Raw genomic sequence first — 17,012 nt, forward strand, 5'->3', positions numbered from 1 at the left:
AATGTTATATATGATTAGGATGCAGCGGCCGTCGCGACGCGTACGCAAGTCAGCCCCGGCGCGACGGAGGGCCCACCAAGGGCTTTGGGGAAATCAGCGATACCCGTCCCACAACGGCGACGGGAAGATCATGCGTTCGAACGCCAGCCATTCATCGTACAGATCCACCGGCGGCATGCACAGCCACCGCATCTGCACACCGTCCATCGCCTCGATGACCCGGCGCAGATACGGCCGCATGCTGGGATCCCACGGACCGACCTCGGGCGGGATTCGCCATGGGTAGCGCGAATAATGCTCCCAGATGTTCTCCGGGCGGTTGCGGTAGTACTCATGCAGCGGATGCGAGGGGTTCACCGACTCGATGTACAACATCAGGAACAGCTGCACCATCTGCCTCTGCGCGGCGTTGTGCCGGACGAGGAACCGCAGGTAGGCGGGGAACAACAACGCATCGGGATCGCTTCCAGGCAGCCCCGAACCCATGAAATCCGCGGGGGTGCCGCTGCTGTCGTAGACATCGGTGATGAGCAGCGACAACAGCCCTTCCTTGGTGCCGACATAGTGCAGCAATCCGGGCTGACTCATCCCCACCTCATCGGCGACGTCCTTGAGCGAGATGCCGTTATACCCCCGCTCGGCGATCAGTTTGATCGAGGCACGCTCGATCTCCCCGATACGCTCTTCAGGGGTTTTGCGCACACGTTTCGCCGACACAACCGCCAAGTGTATCACCGGTCCGCAACCCCACCTCGGCCGCTTCCCCGTCGCCTGCCGGGTCCCGCACCGCGCACACATACGCTGTCCGAGTCGTCGCCCCACATCCCCCCGACCCGCACAGCGCACGCATACGCGGCACCGGACGCACACGCATAACGTCCCACCACACAAAAAGCGTCCGGAACCCAGATTCGGGTTCCGGACGCTTACCGGGCCTATATAAGACTCACCGGTAGATCGTGTGCCACAGGACGACCGATTTCGATTCCGCCTGCGCCGAGCGGTGGCTTGCGCCGGCCGCGAGCTGCCGCGTCTGTGGATGCAGCTGCCGCCGCCAGTGCCGTGCGCGCGAGGGACGGCGCACTTCGGTGATGTCGCCGTCCATGTCGGCGGTGAAGACGCTCACTGTCGTGTCGCTCAACCGCGCAATCTGCCGCCGCAGCTGCCGATTCTCCTCCTCGAGTTCGAGGATGCGTGCGATGCCGGTAAGGTTGATGCCGTCGCGTTGACTCATCGACTGCGCCTGCACGAGACGGTCAATGTCGCGCAACGAGTAGCGGCGTGCACCCCCTTCGGTGCGTTGGGGCACAATGAGGCCGGCACGGTCGTATTGACGCAGCGTCTGCGGGTGGATGCCCGCGAGTTCGGCGGCGCGTCCGACGCTGAAGACCGGCAGGTCGACGTCGAATCCGACGCGCGCCGCACCCTCGAGATTCGCCCGCTGCGCAACAATCGCCATCGCGCACATCTCATACAGCCGGCGTTTCTGCTGGGAGACCCGCGTCATGGCGCTCAGGCCTCCCGTTCTTCAGCGAGCTTATCGACGAAGTCTCCGCATGCCTTGTCGAATTCCTTCGCGGCATGCTTTTCGCCGACGCCCGGATGTTCGGGGACGCGGATCTGCACGCGGCCGACGAGATCGCCGGTTTCGCGCTTCGTCTTGACGCCCTTGCCCTTGACGCGCACTTCGACGCCGCTCGAGGTGCCGGCGTGCAGCTTGAAGGTCACCGTCTCGCCGTCGAAGTCCTTCGCGTCGATTTTGCCGCCGTCGACCGCCTGACCGACGGTGATTGGCAGATCCATGACGAGATCCACTCCGTCCATTGTGAACTTCGAGTCCGGCGTCACAGTGATCGTCAGATACATGTCGCCGTTCTTGCCGCCATGCACGCCCGGCTTGCCCTTGCCGGCGAGCTTGATCTTCTGCCCGTTCTTCACGCCTGCCGGGATGCGCGTCTTGAATTGCTTGCCGGCCGCCTTCAGCGAGACGGTCGCGCCCTTGACGGCCTGGCGGAAGGTCAGCGTGATCTTCGAGTTGAGGTCGGCGCCGTCCTCCGGAGCCGGCGTCGGGCGGTAGCCCGCGTAGGCACCGTCACCGTAGTCCTCATAGCCGTGGCCGCCGTAGCCGCCGTAGCCGCCAGCACCGCCGTTGCCGAACATCGAGAAGATGTCGTCGAAGCCAGCGCCGCCGCCGTTCGTCGAGAAGCGGATGTGCGAGCCGCCGTTGCCGCCCGCGCCGCCGCCGAACATCGAGAAGATGTCGTTGAGGTTCGACGCGTCGAAACCACCCGCGCCGCCGGCACCGCCGGCGAAACGCGCGCCGCCCGCGCCGAACTGGCGAATCGCGTCGTAGCGTTCACGCGATTCCTTGTCCTTGAGCACATCGTAGGCTTCGGAGATGTCCTTGAACTTCTCTTCGCCTTCCTTGGTCTTGTTGATGTCCGGATGGTATTTGCGTGCGAGCTTGCGGTACGCCTTCGTGATTTCGCTTTCCGTGGCGTCTTTGGAGACACCGAGGGTTTTGTAGAAATCCTTGTTCAGCCATTCGTTCTCAGCCATGTTGTGCCTCCTTTCGAGGTGTTGCTGAATCCGTGCGCGGCGGGCGACCCTTCCTGCCGGCCGCGTGCCGCGCACCTGAAATAACGTCTTATCTCTCACCGAGCGCGAGCGACGTCCGTTGACGCCGCCGCCCTTCGGCACAGCGCACAGGAGGCCGTGGACCGCACACGATTGTGGTCCACGGCCTCCTCATGCGTCACCGTGTCAGTTCTGCGGCGATGCCACGACCACGCGGGCCGCGCGAATCACGCGATCGCCGATGCGGTAGCCGGCCTCCACGACCGTATCCACGGTCGCCTTTTCGGCATCCGGATCCGGCTTGTGCAGCACGGCCTCATGCTTCGTCGGGTCGAAGTCCTCGCCTTTGACGCCGAACTTCTCCACGCCGAACTTCTCGAAGGTCTTGTCGAGCTTCGCGGCGACCGCCTTGAACGAATCGTCCATCTCGCCGTGTTCGCGGATGCGATCGATATCGTCAAGCGCGGGCAGTTCGGCTGTCAGCACATCGATGATGCCCTGCTGGCGCGCCCGATCCATGTCCTTGCGCGTGCGGTTGCGGTAGTTGATGAACTCCGCGCGCTCACGCTGGAGCGCTTCAAGATATTCAGCCGCCTCCTTCTTGGCCTGGCCAAGCGGAGTGAGCTTGCCGTCTTCGGAATCAGCCTGCGGCGTCTCCTGCTGAGCCGCTTCGGCCGCTTCCTGCGCCGGGGACGGCGTGGACTGCGCCGCGCCGTCCTGTGCTCCGTCGTTCACGTCCGCATCGGCGGGCTGCTGCTCGGCGGCAGCGTCGCGCTCGATGTCGTCCATGAGCTGGGAGCCGGGGTCGGCCTGCCCGTTCGCCAGTTCGTCGGCGTCGGGCAGGTCATCGAGGTAATCGTCCTTGTTGAACTCGGACATTACTTGTTGTCCTTGTCGCCTTCGTCGTCAACGACTTCGGCGTCCACGACGTCGTCGTCACCGGAGTTCGGCGCGCTCTGCTCGCCGGCCGGAGCGCCTTCGGCGCCCTGCTGCGCGTACAGCGCCTGACCGATCTTCTGCGCGGCGGTCATCAGCTTCTCCTGATCCGACTTGATCTTCTCGATGTCGTCGCCCTTGAGCGCGTCCTTGAGTTCGTTGACCGCGTCGGTGACTTCCTTGGCCACATCGTCGGAGAGCTTGTCCTTGTTGTCGTTGACGAGTTTCTCGGTCTGATAGGCGAAGGCTTCGGCCTGGTTGCGGGTCTCGGCCTCTTCCTTGCGCTTCTTGTCGTCGGCCTCGTGGGCTTCGGCGTCGCGCACCATGCGGTCGATCTCGTCCTTCGGCAGCGCGGAGCCGCCGGTGATCGTCATCGACTGTTCCTTGCCGGTGCCCTTGTCCTTCGCGGAGACGTGGACGATGCCGTTCGCGTCGATGTCGAAAGTGACTTCGATCTGCGGGACGCCACGCGGAGCCGGGGCGATGCCGGTCAGTTCGAAGGTGCCGAGCGGCTTGTTGTCGCGAGCGAATTCACGCTCGCCCTGATAGACCTGAATCAACACGGACGGCTGGTTGTCCTCGGCCGTCGAGAAGATCTCGGAACGCTTCGCCGGGATGGCGGTGTTGCGCTCAATGAGCTTCGTCATGATGCCACCCTTCGTCTCGATGCCGAGCGAAAGCGGGGTCACGTCGATGAGCAGGACGTCCTTGCGGTCGCCCTTGATGACGCCGGACTGGACGGCCGCGCCAATCGCGACGACCTCATCCGGGTTGACCGACTGATTCGGTTCCTTGCCGCCGTCGAGCTCCTTGACGAGTTCCTTGACAGCCGGCATACGGGTCGAACCACCGACGAGCACGACGTGGTCGATCTGCGAGACGGAGATGCCTGCGTCGGCGAGCACGTTGTTGAACGGCGTGCGGCAACGATCGAGCAGATCCTTCGTCATTTCCTCGAAGTGGGCGCGGGTGAGCGTCTCGTCGAGGTGCACCGGGGTGCCGTCAGGGGTCATTGCGAGGTACTGCATGTTGATCGTCGTGGACATCGACGAAGACAGCTCCTTCTTCGCCTGCTCAGCGGCTTCCTTGAGACGCTGCAGCGCGATCTTGTCCTTGCTCAGGTCGACGCCGTACTTGTCCTTGACACCCTTGACGAGCCAGTCGATGATGCGCTGATCCCAGTCGTCGCCACCGAGGTGGTTGTCGCCCGAGGTCGCCTGGACCTGAATCGTCGAGAAGCCGTCGTCGTCCTTGCCGATCTCGAGCAGCGAGACATCGAAGGTGCCGCCACCGAGGTCGAAGACGAGGATGCGTTCGTCTTCCTTGCCCTTTTCAAGGCCGTACGCGAGCGCGGCCGCCGTCGGCTCGTTGATGATGCGCAGGACGTTGAGTCCGGCGATCGTGCCGGCGTCCTTCGTCGCCTGACGCTGTGCGTCGTTGAAGTACGCAGGGCAGGTGATGACCGCGTCGGTCACCGGCTCGCCCAGATAGGCTTCGGCGTCGCGCTTGAGCTTCATCAGGATCTGCGCGGAGATCTCCTGCGGCGTCCACTTCTTGCCGTCGATGTCGACGGTCCAGTCGGTGCCCATGTGGCGCTTGACCGAGCTGATCGTGCGGTCGACGTTGGTGACCGCCTGACGCTTGGCGACTTCGCCGACGAGGATTTCGCCGGACTTGCTGAAGGCGACGACCGACGGGGTCGTGCGCGAACCTTCGGCGTTCACGATGACGGTGGGCTCGCCACCTTCCAGCGTCGCGATGCAGGAATTGGTGGTACCCAGATCAATACCAACTGCGCGTCCCATACTCATTCTCCTTTGTTTGGTTCGCTACTTGTTACGTTCTTGCTCGAGTTCCGTCCGGCGGCGGTCCTGTGGACCGGCCTTCCTGAACCATCCGAAACTTGAGCCTACATCACTCAACTATTTTCTGTCAACCGTTATTCCCACTGCGGAAGTTTTTTCTGAAGATTTCTCGCACACGCCGGAAAACCGCCGTTTTCCGGCGGTTTTCAGACATCAGGAAGGTGTATTTCAGCAAACCATCAGCTTGCAGTGGGTGAACGCCCCCCCCCCGCAAGATCAAGCACTGTTCACCAACAGAACGAGACGCAACGGGACACAACCAGCCTGCAACCAACCCCACCGCACATACGACGGGGCGGCCATGCCCACCGACATGGCCGCCCCGTCTTCCCTCCGCCCCTGGTCCTCACCATCGGACGATGCGAAGTCTTCTGTCGTAGTCGCTACGAACTTCTGATCTTCCGCTCCCTCTCACCTGAGCTCAGCCAAGCTGCGTATCTGCACTCCCCGCAACCCGCAACGGCCAACAGCTCACCGCTCAGCGTTCGAGCGGCGCCTCCGGATCAAGCCGCGCGTCGGTGCCGCGCAGGATCAGCTTCGGCTCAATCGTCGAATGCGGTTCGAGCAATTCCTCGCCGGCAAGCAGCTGCAGGCACTTGCGTGCCGCCGCCGCGCCCATCGCGAAGGGGTCCTGCCGCATCGTCGTCAGATCGATCGTATCCGCGTAGGACGAGTCGTCGAAGCCGATGATCGAATAGTCGCGCGGCGTGCGGTAGCCGTGCCGCTGCAGCTTGAGCACGAGCGGGATCGCCATCATGTCCATCTGGCAGCAGATCGCGTCCGGGAACGTCTCCTCGGAGAGCACGGCCGCGAGCGCCGCGTCGGCGAAGTCGTGCCCGCGCGGCACCGACAGCACCTTCCAGTCGATGTCGTGCGTCTTCTGCGCGGCCTCGCATGCACGGATGAAGCCGCGTCCCCTCGCGTCGATCGACGATTCGAGCGATTCCTCGGCCGCCGAACATGTGTAGACGATGCGGCGATGCCCGAGGTTGATCATGTGCTGCGCCGCGCGGTACATGCCCTGTTCGTCGTCGATGCTGATCGTTGCGTCGAAGGTGTCGACGTTCGGCGTGTTGATGCCGATGATCGGCACGCGCGTGCGCCGCAGCTGCTCGACCTCTTCCGGCTCTATCGCGAAGGATGCGACGAACACGGCGTCGACGTTGCGCAGCACCGGCATGTCGTGGAAGAACTGCGTGCGCGTGCGCGCGTCGTCGATGTGCTGGAACAGCGAGATATCGTATCCCTCTTTGTGCAGCACCGAGTTGACGCCAGCGAAGACTTCGACGTTGAACCAGCTGGTGATCTCCTGATTCATCAGCAGCGCGACGCGGAAGGTCTGTCCGGACTTGAGTGCCGTAGCTGAACGCGAGATGTTGAAATCGAGTTTCGCAGCGGCGCTCATGACCTTCTCACGTGTGCGTTCGGACACGAGCTCGGGTCTGGTGAACGCACGTGAGACGGTGGAGATAGACACTCCCGCAAGCTGCGCGACTTCGCGGATTCCTTGCTTCTGCACGATGTGCCCCTTTACTTGACGTGAACTGTACTTTCCGTTGTTGTTCTCTGTAGATTGACTGCCCAGTATGAACTGTCTGCCATTGACTTGCTCAGTGCACGACGATCAGTCCGCACACGAGCAGCATAAGCGGATAGACCGCATAGAACGCCCACTTCGTCCATGTGTGCCGATAACCGATCTCATCGTTGCGATAGTGGAGGAACGCGACGCCGATGCCCGGCGTGATGAAGCACATGGCGCCGAGCAGCGCCGCCGTGAACATCATCGTGTTCTCACGCGCGTGCAGATAGTAGAAGATGAGCGCCATGCCGAGCGTGACCATGCCGATGTTGAGAGTCACCTGCGATTGGCCGACTTTGAACAGCCAGTCCCACAGCAGCCCGACGAGGACGACGACGACGCTGAGTGTGATGCGCAATCCTTTGCCGTAGTCCTGCAGCACTTCGAGCAGCACGAGCACGATCAGCGCGATGACGAGGCCGAACACCGGGTTCTGCGAACGCATATCGAAGAAAGTGCCGAAGGTGACCATGTCGTAGGGCACCTCGCTGACGAGCGCGAGCACGAGCAGCTGCACGCCGTAACGCAACCAGCTGTGCGTATGGTCGAAGCCGGTGTACAGCAGCCATGCGTAGATCGGTATCGCGACCCAGGAGACGGCTTCGCACAGCACCGACGCGGTGAGGGATGCCATGTTCTCAGCCGTGGGCGCCCCGAGCAGCATCGGCATCACCGTGACACTCGCCGCCGAAAGGAACAGCAGCACGTCACCGATGACCTTGAGCTTGAACCTCGACAGCCCCCGATGCTTGCGTTTCTTTTCGTCCAGATACCGTGTGTATTCGTCCACCATAGTGTTTCGTCCGTTCCGTCGCCTGTGCGACGCTCAGTCCTTCACCTGTCCGCCGTCGTCCGTTCCGACGCTGGGCGAGGTCGCCGCGTCCTGCGCGTGCGACGCGGCCCACGTCTCGTCGGCGCCGTGGATGAAGGCGAGCAGCCCGTCGTAGTCGGCCCCCTTAAGCGAGATGGCCGCCTGCGGCACGGTGGCGCCGCCGGTGTTGTCGTCGGTGTGCAGATAGGCGGCGTCGATACCACATGCGACGGCACCGAAAATATCACTGTTCTCGTCGTTGCCGACCATGAGCGCACGTTCCGGCTCGACGCCCGCACGCATGAGCGCGCGGCGGAAGATCTCGAACGACGGTTTGCGCACGCCTTCGTCGCTCGAGATGATGATGTCGTCGAACATCTCGTCGAGTCCGAGCAACGCGAGCTCCGGCCTCGTGTAGCACGCCTGCGCGTTGCTGACGAGGATGACGGTGCGGCCTTCGTCGTGCAGCCGGTCGAGCAGTTCGGTCGCGCCGGAGAACAGCCGCAGCTTCGTCGTGCTCGCGCGGCGGAAGGTCCACGCGGCGGCACGTGCCTGCTCGGGCGTGGCGTCGATCCAGCATGCGTCGAGCAGGCCGCGGTATGCAGGCAGCAGATCCGGTTCGAACCATTCGCGCTGGTCGCGCATCGCGTTCGCCCGCGCACGTTCGCGGACGAACTGTGCACGCAGCTGCTTGTTCGTCGTGAATTCGGCGCCTTCGCGGTATAGTGCGCACCGCAGCGCCGTCCACGGCCCCTCGGCCTGCTCATCCGTGTGGATGTCGACGAGCGTGCCGTACAGGTCGAAGAACACTGCCTGATACTTAAGTGCCGTTGTCATCGATGTTCCGTTTCCTTTCCAGCGTCGTTCAGCGCGTGTCGCCACCCGTTTCGAGTCGCCAGACGCGCAGCGAGCGCGCCGGCATCGGCATGCGGCCGTCGGTCGACTCGCTGTGGCGCGGATCGGGCATGCCATCCCGCGTCGTCGAATCGAGCACGCAGACCCACCGTGGCTGCGACGCTTCGTCGTCCGTGCCGGCGACCATCGGCAGTTCGTCGTGGGCGTCGTCGGCGTAGGCGTGCGTGAGTTTCTCGGCTGCGAGCGTGTGGTCGTCGTGATCCGGATTGATCGTCACGGCCGTGTCGTGCATCCGGTAGGCGACGGCGTTGCCCGGCGCGTCGACGGCGATGTGCTCGGCGTTGAACCAGTCGGGGTTTGCACGGCGCAGCGCGATGAGGCGACGGTAGTAGTCGCGCAGTTCGCTCATGCCCCAGGCGCGCCGCCAATCCACTTCGTTGACTTCCTTGCCGGAGTCGAAGGAATTGTCGTTGCCGTGCTTCGTCTTGCCGAACTCCTCGCCGGCGAGCATGAACGGGATGCCGGCGGCCGTGTAGATGATGCCCGCGGCGAGTTTGTTCGCCTCGAGCACGGCCGTCGTGGGCGCGCATGGCTCGGCGTCGAAGATCGCGTCGATTCGTGCGTCGCCTTCGAACATGCTCATCGTCAGCTTGTCCCACAGCGTGAGGTCGTCGTGGGCGCTCACGTACTGGATGATCTGCCCAGCTTCGCCTTCGTTCGTCTCCGGCGCACGCCACGCGTCCACGCCCAGCTCGATGAGCGGCTTGTTCGCCTTAGCGTCGCCGTTCACGTAGCCTTTGCGCTCCATGTAGAAGACGTGGCCCTTGATCGCGTCGCGCGTGCGGTCGCAGAAGTGGCCGATGCGCGTATTGAGGAAGCGCAGACCCTCCTTGTCGGCGAGTTCAGTGCCCGGCAGCGTATTCGTCGGGCCGGCCGCCCATGGTTCGCCGTACATCAGGATCGATTCACCTCCGGGCAGACGGTCGAGCGATGCGCGCACCGTGTTCATCGTCTGCACGTCAATGAGGCCCATCAGATCGAAGCGGAAGCCGTCGAGATGGTATTCGCGTGCCCAGTACGTGACCGATTCGACGATGAATCTGCGGAACATCGCGCGTTCGGTCTGCATGTCGTCGCCGCATCCAGAGCCGTTCGCCAACGTGCCGTCGCCGTTGCGGCGCAGGTAGTATCCCGGCACCGTGCGCTCGAACCAGTTGTCGGCCGAGTACATGTGGTTGTAGACGACGTCCATGATGACCTTGATGCCGTTGGCGTGCAGCGACTGGATCATCCGCTTGCATTCGGTGATGCGGTTCGCGCCGTCGTAGGGGTCGGTCGAGAACGATCCTTCCGGCACGTTGTAGTTGAGCGGATCGTATCCCCAATTGAACTGGGACGCGTCGCGCTCGTCGACGGAACCGTAGTCGTAGAACGGCAGCAGCTGCACGGCGGTCACGCCAAGGTCGCGCAGATAGCTCACGCAGGTCGGGTGTTCGCCGTCGCCGTCGAGCGTCGTGTCGTCGTCGGTGAACGCGAGATACTTGCCCCGGTGCTCCTTGGGAACACCGCTGTGCGGGTTGTTGCTGAAGCTGCCAACGTGCGCCTCCCAGACCATCGTCTCCGAGGTCGGCGTGCTCGGCCGCTCGTCTTCATTCCATCCCTCGGGATCGGTGCGCGCAAGGTCGATGACCATGCTGCGCCGGCCGTTGACACCAGCCGCACGCGCCCAGGGGTCGGCCGAACGGCGCGTGACGCCGTCGTCGAATTCGAGCAGATAGTCGTAGTAGACGCCATCGAGGTTCCGCGGGAAGTTCGCGGTCCATGCGCCATCGGACTGCTTCGTCATCGTCACGGTTTCGATGAGCATGTCATCAGACTGCTCGGAGGAACCGCAGGTGAACAAACGCAGCGTCACAGTACGCGCCGATGGTGCCCAGAGAGCGAACTGGGTGCCGGATTCGCAAACCTCGGCACCCAGTGCGCGTTCCAGGCAAAGCGGGAACGGTTCTGCGACACCCGGCTCCAACCCTTCGGAAAGGGGCTCGAATGCCTGAATCATGATCAGCCTTTCACTGCGCCCGACATGGATTCCTGATAGAAGCGCTGCATCACGATGAACAGGATCGCAATCGGGACGGAGATGATCACAGCGGCCGCCGCGAAACGACCGAACCAAGTGTTGATGTACTCCTTCTCAAGCATGAGCCACAGACCCAGCGAGGCCGTGTAGTTCTCCTGCGTGCGAGCGATGACCTTCGCCATGACGAAGTCGAGCCACGGAATCAGGAAGCCCACGATGGCCTGATAGACGATCATCGGCTTCGACATCGGGATGATGATCTTGACGAAGACCTGCCAACGCGTGCAGCCGTCGAGCATCGCGGCCTCGTCGAGCGAGGTCGGGATCGTGTCCATGAAGCCTTTCATGACGTAGAAGCCGGCGCCGGTGCCCGCCGAGTAGACGAGGATGAGCGCGAGGATCGTCATGCCATCGCTCGTCAGACCCATCGCCTTGAGGATGAAGTAGATCGCGACGACGGACATGATGGACGGGAACATGCCGAGGATCAGCACGAGGTTCATGAACGAGCGGCGTCCGCGGAAGCGCATGCGGCTCATGCAGTATGCGACCGAGAGCACGAACCACACGGAGATGAGGCACGTGAAGATCGAGATGATGAACGTGTTCATGAACATGCGTGGGAAGTCTAGGACCCTGCGGTCGGTGAACAGGCCGATGTAGCTGTCGAACGAATACTCGGTTGGGAAGAACGTGTTCTGGTACGGAGCGGTGTTCTTGTTGAAGCTCTCGAGGAAGATCCAGACGATCGGCACGAGCCAGATGACCGAGAGCACGCCGAGGAGGATGTAGGTGCCCACATCGGCCGCAATGCGGCGCTTCCTCTGATCGTGCAGGAATCCTTGGCTCTGTGCTTTGACTTCAGTATGCTTACTCACCGGAAGCCCTCCTCATTCTTATAGGAACCGCTGTTGCGGTAGGTGATCAGCGAGACCGCGGCAAGGACGATGAACGTCATGATGCCGATGACCGCGCCGAGGTTGTAATCGTTGCGATCCACCGTGAGCTTGTACAGCCAGGTGATGAGCAGGTCGGTCTTGCCGGCGGATGCGCCGTTGACGGCCGGGTCGCCACGCGTAAGCAGGTAGATGACGTTGAAGTTGTTGACGTTGCCGGTGAACGTCGTGATCAGGTACGGCGTGAGCACGAAGATGATGTACGGCATCGTGATCTTCGTGAAGGTCTGCCACCAGTTTGCGCCGTCGATCTTCGCGGCCTCGTAGAGGTCGGCAGGGATGTTCTGGAGGATGCCGGTCACCTGCATGATCGTGTACGGAATGCCGATCCACAGGTTGACGATGATGACCGTCACACGCGCCCATGTGGCGTCGGTGAAGAACGGCAGCGGGCCGTTGATCCAACCCCAGTTCTGCAGCAGGCGGTTGACCGCGCCGGTCGGCTGCAGCATCTGATGCATAACGAGCAGCGAAACGAACTGCGGGACGGCGATCGACATCGAGAAGATCGCGCGCCAGACGTTCTTGCCGTAGGTCGTCTTGCGGTTGATGATCATCGCGAGGAACAGGCCGAAGAAGAAGTTCAGGAACGTCGCGAAGAACGCCCAGATCAGCGTCCAGCCGAGGACGGACAGGAACATGCTGCCCGAGACCGCGCTGCTGCCGGAGTTCGAGAACACCGTCTTGAAGTTCTCAAGTCCGACCCAGTTGAACAGCGTCAGATGGTTGTGGTCATAGCTCGTGAACGCCATCGAGATCATGAAGATCAGCGGCAGAACCGTGAAGATCAGGATGCCGGCGATCGGCAGGAACAGCAGCAGCTGGTTCGCCTTGGCGTCGAGGAGCGTGTGGATGTCGTCCATCAGGGACGGTGCGTGGCCGTTCTTGCCGGCCAGGCACTGCGCCTTGTACGCGGAGCGGATCTCAAGGATCCACCACAGCACGAAGACGACGCAGAAGACGACGGTGGCCACGCCGTAGAGCAGGCGCAGGACCGTGTTGTCGCCCGGGATGTTCACATACTGGCCGTTGACCCAGCCGCTGCTGGGCTTGTTGCCGCCGAGCGTGATCAGGTTCTTGACGCACGTGCCGCCGGTCATGATCATGTAAACGATAAACAGGACCTCACCGGCGAAATAAATGAGACCCTTGACGTATTGCTTGCGCACCACGTTGCCGAGGCCGAAAATCAGGATGGACAGCTTGGTGAAGACGTCGCCCTTCTCCAAGGCGTTCTTCAGCGTGTATGGCGATGGTGCCACATAGTCCGCGCCCAGTTTCCGGCGGCGCCGCAGTTCTCGTTGTGAAAGGGTTACCGTACTCATGAACCCTCTACCGCCTCTCTTTGAAAAGTGTGATGTGTGGGGCGTGCGACCGTCCCCACGACCGCGCTACCTCGCGATGGATCGTGGAACGGGTGCGCGCATGGTCCGAGAATGACCCCACGCACCCTCAGGCGACGCCGCCTGGTTGACCCTGAACATGAGGTGTGCGGAAAGCTCAGGATCCGAGGCCTTCCGCACACTGTTTTCGATTATCTACCGATATCCGCCGGCCAGCGCCAGCGGGACGGGGCGTTGTGGCCCCACGAAATCACTCCTCAGTCGCCTGAGCCTTGACTTCCTTGTTCTCGGTGTCCATCCAGGTCTGCGTCTGCTCCTTGTAGTTGTCAGCAGTGACGTCCTTGTTGTAGATGGCCTTGCCGAAGTTCTCTGCCGGGGTCCACCAGCCGTTCATCGCGGCGATCGTCGGCTGCAGCACGGAGGTCTTGTCAATCGTGTCGACCTGGGCCTGGACGTACGGAGCGTCCTTCATTCCTTCGAGGTCGGTCAGCGACTTGTCGGACGGAACGATCTCGCGCATCTCCCAGTGCTTCTTCTGAGCGTCGGCGGAGCCGAGATAGGCGGCGAACTCAGAAGCGACCTGCGGAGCCTTCGTGTTCGGGTTGAACGCGACGGCCTTCGAGCCAGCGAAGGACTTCATCTGATAGTCCTTGCCATCAGCGGTGAAGGACGGCATCGCGACGGCGCCGTACTTGTCGCCGAGGCCCTTCTTGACGTCGGCTGCCGACCAGGAGCCGGAGAACATCGCGTCGGTCGTGCCGTCGACGAGGTTCGAGACGCCGTTGGTGCCGTCATCGAGGACGAAGTTCGGGTTAGCGACCATATCGACGAGGTACTTGGTCACGGCATCGGCGTTGGAACCGAAGTCGATGCCCGCAGCGCCGTCCTGACCGTTGTCGCCGAACATCTGCATGCCGGCGCCGAGGTAGAACGCCGGGATGTACCAGGAGTTCGTCAGCGGGTAGGAGACCTTGCCCTTCTCGAGCATCGTGTTCAGGTTCTTGACGTCATCGGCCGAGAACTTGTCCTTGTTGTAGTACATGAAGTACGTGTTCGAGGTGTACGGAACGCCGTAGATCTTGCCGTCGGCGCCGGTGACCGACTGGACCATCGTCTCGGAGTTCTGGTCCTGGACCTGCTTGGCGACCTCATCGCTCACTTCGCCGATGGCGTTGAGCTTGATGAGCGTGCCGAGCTGATCATTCGCGAACATGTAGACGTCGGCCGCGGCGGACGGATCCGTCTGCACGGTCTTGGCGGCGTCGCCCTCGGAGACGGTCGCGTTCTTCCAAGTGATGTCATAGTTGGTGTGGGCCTTCTCGAACGCCTCCTGCATGGCCTTCATCCAGTCGGCGTCCTCCGACGGCGCCCACACGGTGAGCGTCGCGGTCTGCTTCTCGTTCGAGTTCGAAGCGCTGGCGTTGCCGTTCGCGTTCGAATCGTTGCCGCCGCAAGCCGCCATCGGGACGAGCATCGCAACAGCCGCGGTCAGACCGATTGCCTTCTTCCAATTGATCATCATTGACCTTTCCTTTCCATCAATCAATGCAAAATCAATGCAGTTGCATCAGTTTTCCTCAACATCACGCACGCGCGAGCCTCACGGATCGACTCCGCCCGGCCCTCACGTCGTAGCTGCCTCCACCTTATGTTTTCAGCGGAGCGCTGCGTAACGCTTCAGTGGTCTATACTGTATACCACATCTGCAAACGTTGTCAAAACTGTCCGCATCGTGAGTGTCGTTTTCACAGAAACGCCGTAAGCGTTACCCCACAAGCAAGGAGCGATATGACCAACTCAATGAACACACCTGTTTCATGGCTGCAACAGGCCGTCTTCTACGAGGTGTATCCGCAGAGTTTCAACGATTCCAACAACGACGGCATCGGCGACATCCCCGGCATCACCGAGCGCCTCGACTACATCCGGACGCTGGGCTGCAACGCCTTGTGGATCAACCCCTGCTTCGACTCGCCGTTCCGCGATGCTGGATACGATGTAAGCGATTACACGAAGGTCGCCGAGCGCTACGGCACCAACGACGACCTCGTCAATCTGTTCGCCGCGGCGCACGCCCGCGGCATGCACGTCCTGCTTGATCTGGTGCCGGGGCACACGAGCGACGAACATCCTTGGTTTATTGCCAGCAGCGAAGAACGGCAAAGCTTTTACACTGACCGCTATATCTGGACCGACTCGTGGATCACCGGCGGCGACGGCCTGCCGTTCATCGGCGGCGTCTACCCGCGCAACGGCGCCGCGATCACAAACTTCTTCGCGTTCCAGCCGGCGCTCAACTACGGTTTCGCGCATCCGACGAAGTCCTGGCAGCAGCCGGCGCTCGGCGACACGGCGCTCGACACCTGCGGCGCGACGCTCGACGTCATGCGCTTCTGGCTGTCGCGCGGCGCCGACGGCTTCCGCGTCGACATGGCCGACAGCCTCGTCAAGCGCGACGACGACGGCAAGCCGGCCACGATCGCGACGTGGCAGTACATGTTCAAGCAGATCCGCGAGGAGTTCCCGGACGCGGCCTTCGTCTCCGAATGGGGACGTCCGGATGAGGCAATCGAAGCCGGCTTCGACATGGACTTCTATCTCGACTGGCGTTGGGACGGCGCGCCGAACGGCTACAACATGCTGCTGCGCAACACCGATACGCCGATGCTGCACGACGGCGACAAGAGCTACTTCAACGCGGACAGTGGCGTCGGCATCCGCGCCTTCCTCGACGAATATGAGCCGCGACTCAAGCAGGCACGCAAGCGCGGCGGCTACTTCGACCTGATCACCTGCAACCACGACACGGCGCGCGTCGCGCCACGACTGAGCCCGCAGGAGATCCGTCTCGCCTATGCGACGATGCTGCTGATGCCGGGCACCCCGTTCATCTATTACGGTGACGAGATTGGCATGCGCTACCGCGATCTTCCGACGAAGGAGGGCGGCTACACGCGCACCGGCAGTCGCACGCCGATGCAGTGGGACCGTTCGGCCAACGACGGCTTCTCCGGCGCGAGCGCCGACGCACTCTACCTGCCGATCGACGAATCCGAGGGCGCGCCGACGGTCGCCGACCAGATCGACGCCGACGACTCGCTGTGGACGGCTGTCCACGACACACTCGCGCTGCGCGCCGATTCGCCGGCCTTCCGCGCCGACGCCGATTTCGACGTGCTGTTCTCGTCCGACGAGCGCCGTTCCTTCGTCTTCAAGCGCACGAAGGATGGCATCAGCGCCGTCGTCGCCGTCAACCCGGGACACGAGAGCGAAACGATCGAGCTGCCGGCCGGCGAAGGCAGCGAGGCGCGCACCGTGACGCTGTCCTACGGCTCCCCGACGCTCGACTACACGACGCTGACGCTCCCAGCCCAGTCCTTCGCCGTCCTCCAGTAGCCGGTCAGCCGTCCCAGAGGTCCCCCAGCCCCTCTGCAGACCGCTAGAGGGGCTGGTTGCGGGTCGAGTCGTCACCCACTTCGACGGCCCGCCCCACAACCAGCCCCTCTAGCGGACCGACCCCTCGACGCCGGCGACGAACCAGACCGCTCCGTCCCGATCCATCGCTCCACTCAATGATTCGACCCGCAACCAGCCCTCCCAGCGGGTCGAACTGTCGACGGGTTCGACGAAGTGGAACGCAAATGGGGCTCGTAGCGGGGTGAACCGTCGACATCGACGGCGGTTCACCCCGCTTTGTCCCCGCTCCATCTAGCCCAATCCCGTTCCGTCGGCCACGCCGGCCGCCCGGAACCCCACCCTCCAGTTTGCAAACGTAGGCGTATGCGGCGCAAAACCGCTGCTGCTTCACTCCGCTCACATTGGCCGTTTTTGGCTTGATTCAGCCAAAACCGCCGTGTTTGCAAACGCTTTCAACATGCGCTATACTTGACATCAGGCGATGGTTCGTCACCAACGAAGCATGACGTTCCGCAACCACCATCAGCAATCGAGGAAAGCACAAGGGAACACGGGGCCGGCGCATGCAGCGCCGCCCGCGCGCCCACGAA

At 62.6% G+C, this 17,012-nt stretch carries 13 protein-coding genes; 1 reads left to right on the plus strand and 12 read right to left on the minus strand.

Annotated features, from left to right (window positions below; all coding sequences use genetic code 11):
- Positions 1–93: 93 nt before the first annotated feature.
- The 12 genes from CGZ88_RS04225 to CGZ88_RS04280 form a co-directional block, all read right to left on the minus strand.
- Positions 94–726, minus strand: a complete 633-nt coding sequence (locus CGZ88_RS04225; RefSeq protein ID WP_423734408.1) for a TetR/AcrR family transcriptional regulator — start codon at positions 724–726, stop codon at positions 94–96.
- A gap of 220 nt (positions 727–946) precedes the next feature.
- Complete coding sequence (locus tag CGZ88_RS04230) at positions 947–1,507, minus strand: heat shock protein transcriptional repressor HspR (RefSeq protein ID WP_026645515.1); 561 nt, start codon at positions 1,505–1,507, stop codon at positions 947–949.
- Positions 1,508–1,512: 5 nt separating this feature from the next.
- Positions 1,513–2,559, minus strand: coding sequence for a DnaJ C-terminal domain-containing protein (locus tag CGZ88_RS04235; RefSeq protein ID WP_101671176.1), 1,047 nt, complete (start codon positions 2,557–2,559; stop codon positions 1,513–1,515).
- Between the two features lie 204 nt (positions 2,560–2,763).
- Positions 2,764–3,456: a nucleotide exchange factor GrpE gene (gene grpE, locus CGZ88_RS04240; RefSeq protein ID WP_026645517.1), complete on the minus strand. Its 693-nt coding sequence runs from the start codon at positions 3,454–3,456 to the stop codon at positions 2,764–2,766.
- Positions 3,456–5,318 carry a molecular chaperone DnaK gene (gene dnaK / locus CGZ88_RS04245; protein ID WP_101671177.1) on the minus strand — a complete coding sequence of 621 codons (1,863 nt, stop codon included), beginning with the start codon at positions 5,316–5,318 and terminating at the stop codon, positions 3,456–3,458. The genes grpE and dnaK overlap by 1 nt, the downstream gene beginning before the upstream one ends.
- Before the next feature lie 538 nt (positions 5,319–5,856).
- Complete coding sequence (locus CGZ88_RS04250) at positions 5,857–6,897, minus strand: LacI family DNA-binding transcriptional regulator (RefSeq protein WP_101671178.1); 1,041 nt, start codon at positions 6,895–6,897, stop codon at positions 5,857–5,859.
- Between the two features lie 91 nt (positions 6,898–6,988).
- Positions 6,989–7,753 (minus strand): TraX family protein, encoded by a 765-nt coding sequence (locus CGZ88_RS04255; RefSeq protein WP_101671179.1) that lies wholly within the window; start codon positions 7,751–7,753, stop codon positions 6,989–6,991.
- A gap of 33 nt (positions 7,754–7,786) precedes the next feature.
- Entirely contained in the window at positions 7,787–8,608 is an 822-nt protein-coding gene (locus CGZ88_RS04260) for an HAD family hydrolase (protein WP_101671180.1), read from the minus strand.
- Positions 8,609–8,636: 28 nt separating this feature from the next.
- Complete coding sequence (gene pulA / locus CGZ88_RS04265; protein WP_101671181.1) at positions 8,637–10,685, minus strand: type I pullulanase; 2,049 nt, start codon at positions 10,683–10,685, stop codon at positions 8,637–8,639.
- 2 nt (positions 10,686–10,687) lie between these two features.
- Positions 10,688–11,584: a sugar ABC transporter permease gene (locus CGZ88_RS04270; protein ID WP_026644328.1), complete on the minus strand. Its 897-nt coding sequence runs from the start codon at positions 11,582–11,584 to the stop codon at positions 10,688–10,690.
- On the minus strand, positions 11,581–12,987 hold the full coding sequence (locus tag CGZ88_RS04275; protein WP_196799976.1) for a carbohydrate ABC transporter permease: 1,407 nt from the start codon (positions 12,985–12,987) through the stop codon (positions 11,581–11,583). The genes CGZ88_RS04270 and CGZ88_RS04275 overlap by 4 nt, the downstream gene beginning before the upstream one ends.
- A gap of 268 nt (positions 12,988–13,255) precedes the next feature.
- Positions 13,256–14,527: an extracellular solute-binding protein gene (locus tag CGZ88_RS04280; protein ID WP_101671182.1), complete on the minus strand. Its 1,272-nt coding sequence runs from the start codon at positions 14,525–14,527 to the stop codon at positions 13,256–13,258.
- A gap of 266 nt (positions 14,528–14,793) precedes the next feature.
- On the opposite strand from CGZ88_RS04280, the gene CGZ88_RS04285 reads away from it, so the two are divergent.
- Positions 14,794–16,401, plus strand: coding sequence for an alpha-amylase family glycosyl hydrolase (locus tag CGZ88_RS04285; protein WP_101671183.1), 1,608 nt, complete (start codon positions 14,794–14,796; stop codon positions 16,399–16,401).
- The last annotated feature ends 611 nt before the right edge of the window (positions 16,402–17,012 follow it).

Source organism: Bifidobacterium anseris, from assembly GCF_002860345.1.
Lineage (GTDB): Bacteria > Actinomycetota > Actinomycetes > Actinomycetales > Bifidobacteriaceae > Bifidobacterium > Bifidobacterium anseris.

Coding starts and splice junctions, on each gene's coding strand:
- CGZ88_RS04285 (WP_101671183.1), top strand. CDS start 14,794: ATGACCAACTCAATGAACACACCTGTTTCATGGCTGCAACAGGCCGTC.
- CGZ88_RS04230 (WP_026645515.1), bottom strand. CDS start 1,507: ATGACGCGGGTCTCCCAGCAGAAACGCCGGCTGTATGAGATGTGCGCG.
- grpE (WP_026645517.1), bottom strand. CDS start 3,456: ATGTCCGAGTTCAACAAGGACGATTACCTCGATGACCTGCCCGACGCC.
- CGZ88_RS04235 (WP_101671176.1), bottom strand. CDS start 2,559: ATGGCTGAGAACGAATGGCTGAACAAGGATTTCTACAAAACCCTCGGT.
- pulA (WP_101671181.1), bottom strand. CDS start 10,685: ATGATTCAGGCATTCGAGCCCCTTTCCGAAGGGTTGGAGCCGGGTGTC.
- CGZ88_RS04260 (WP_101671180.1), bottom strand. CDS start 8,608: ATGACAACGGCACTTAAGTATCAGGCAGTGTTCTTCGACCTGTACGGC.
- CGZ88_RS04255 (WP_101671179.1), bottom strand. CDS start 7,753: ATGGTGGACGAATACACACGGTATCTGGACGAAAAGAAACGCAAGCAT.
- CGZ88_RS04275 (WP_196799976.1), bottom strand. CDS start 12,987: ATGAGTACGGTAACCCTTTCACAACGAGAACTGCGGCGCCGCCGGAAA.
- dnaK (WP_101671177.1), bottom strand. CDS start 5,318: ATGGGACGCGCAGTTGGTATTGATCTGGGTACCACCAATTCCTGCATC.
- CGZ88_RS04280 (WP_101671182.1), bottom strand. CDS start 14,527: ATGATGATCAATTGGAAGAAGGCAATCGGTCTGACCGCGGCTGTTGCG.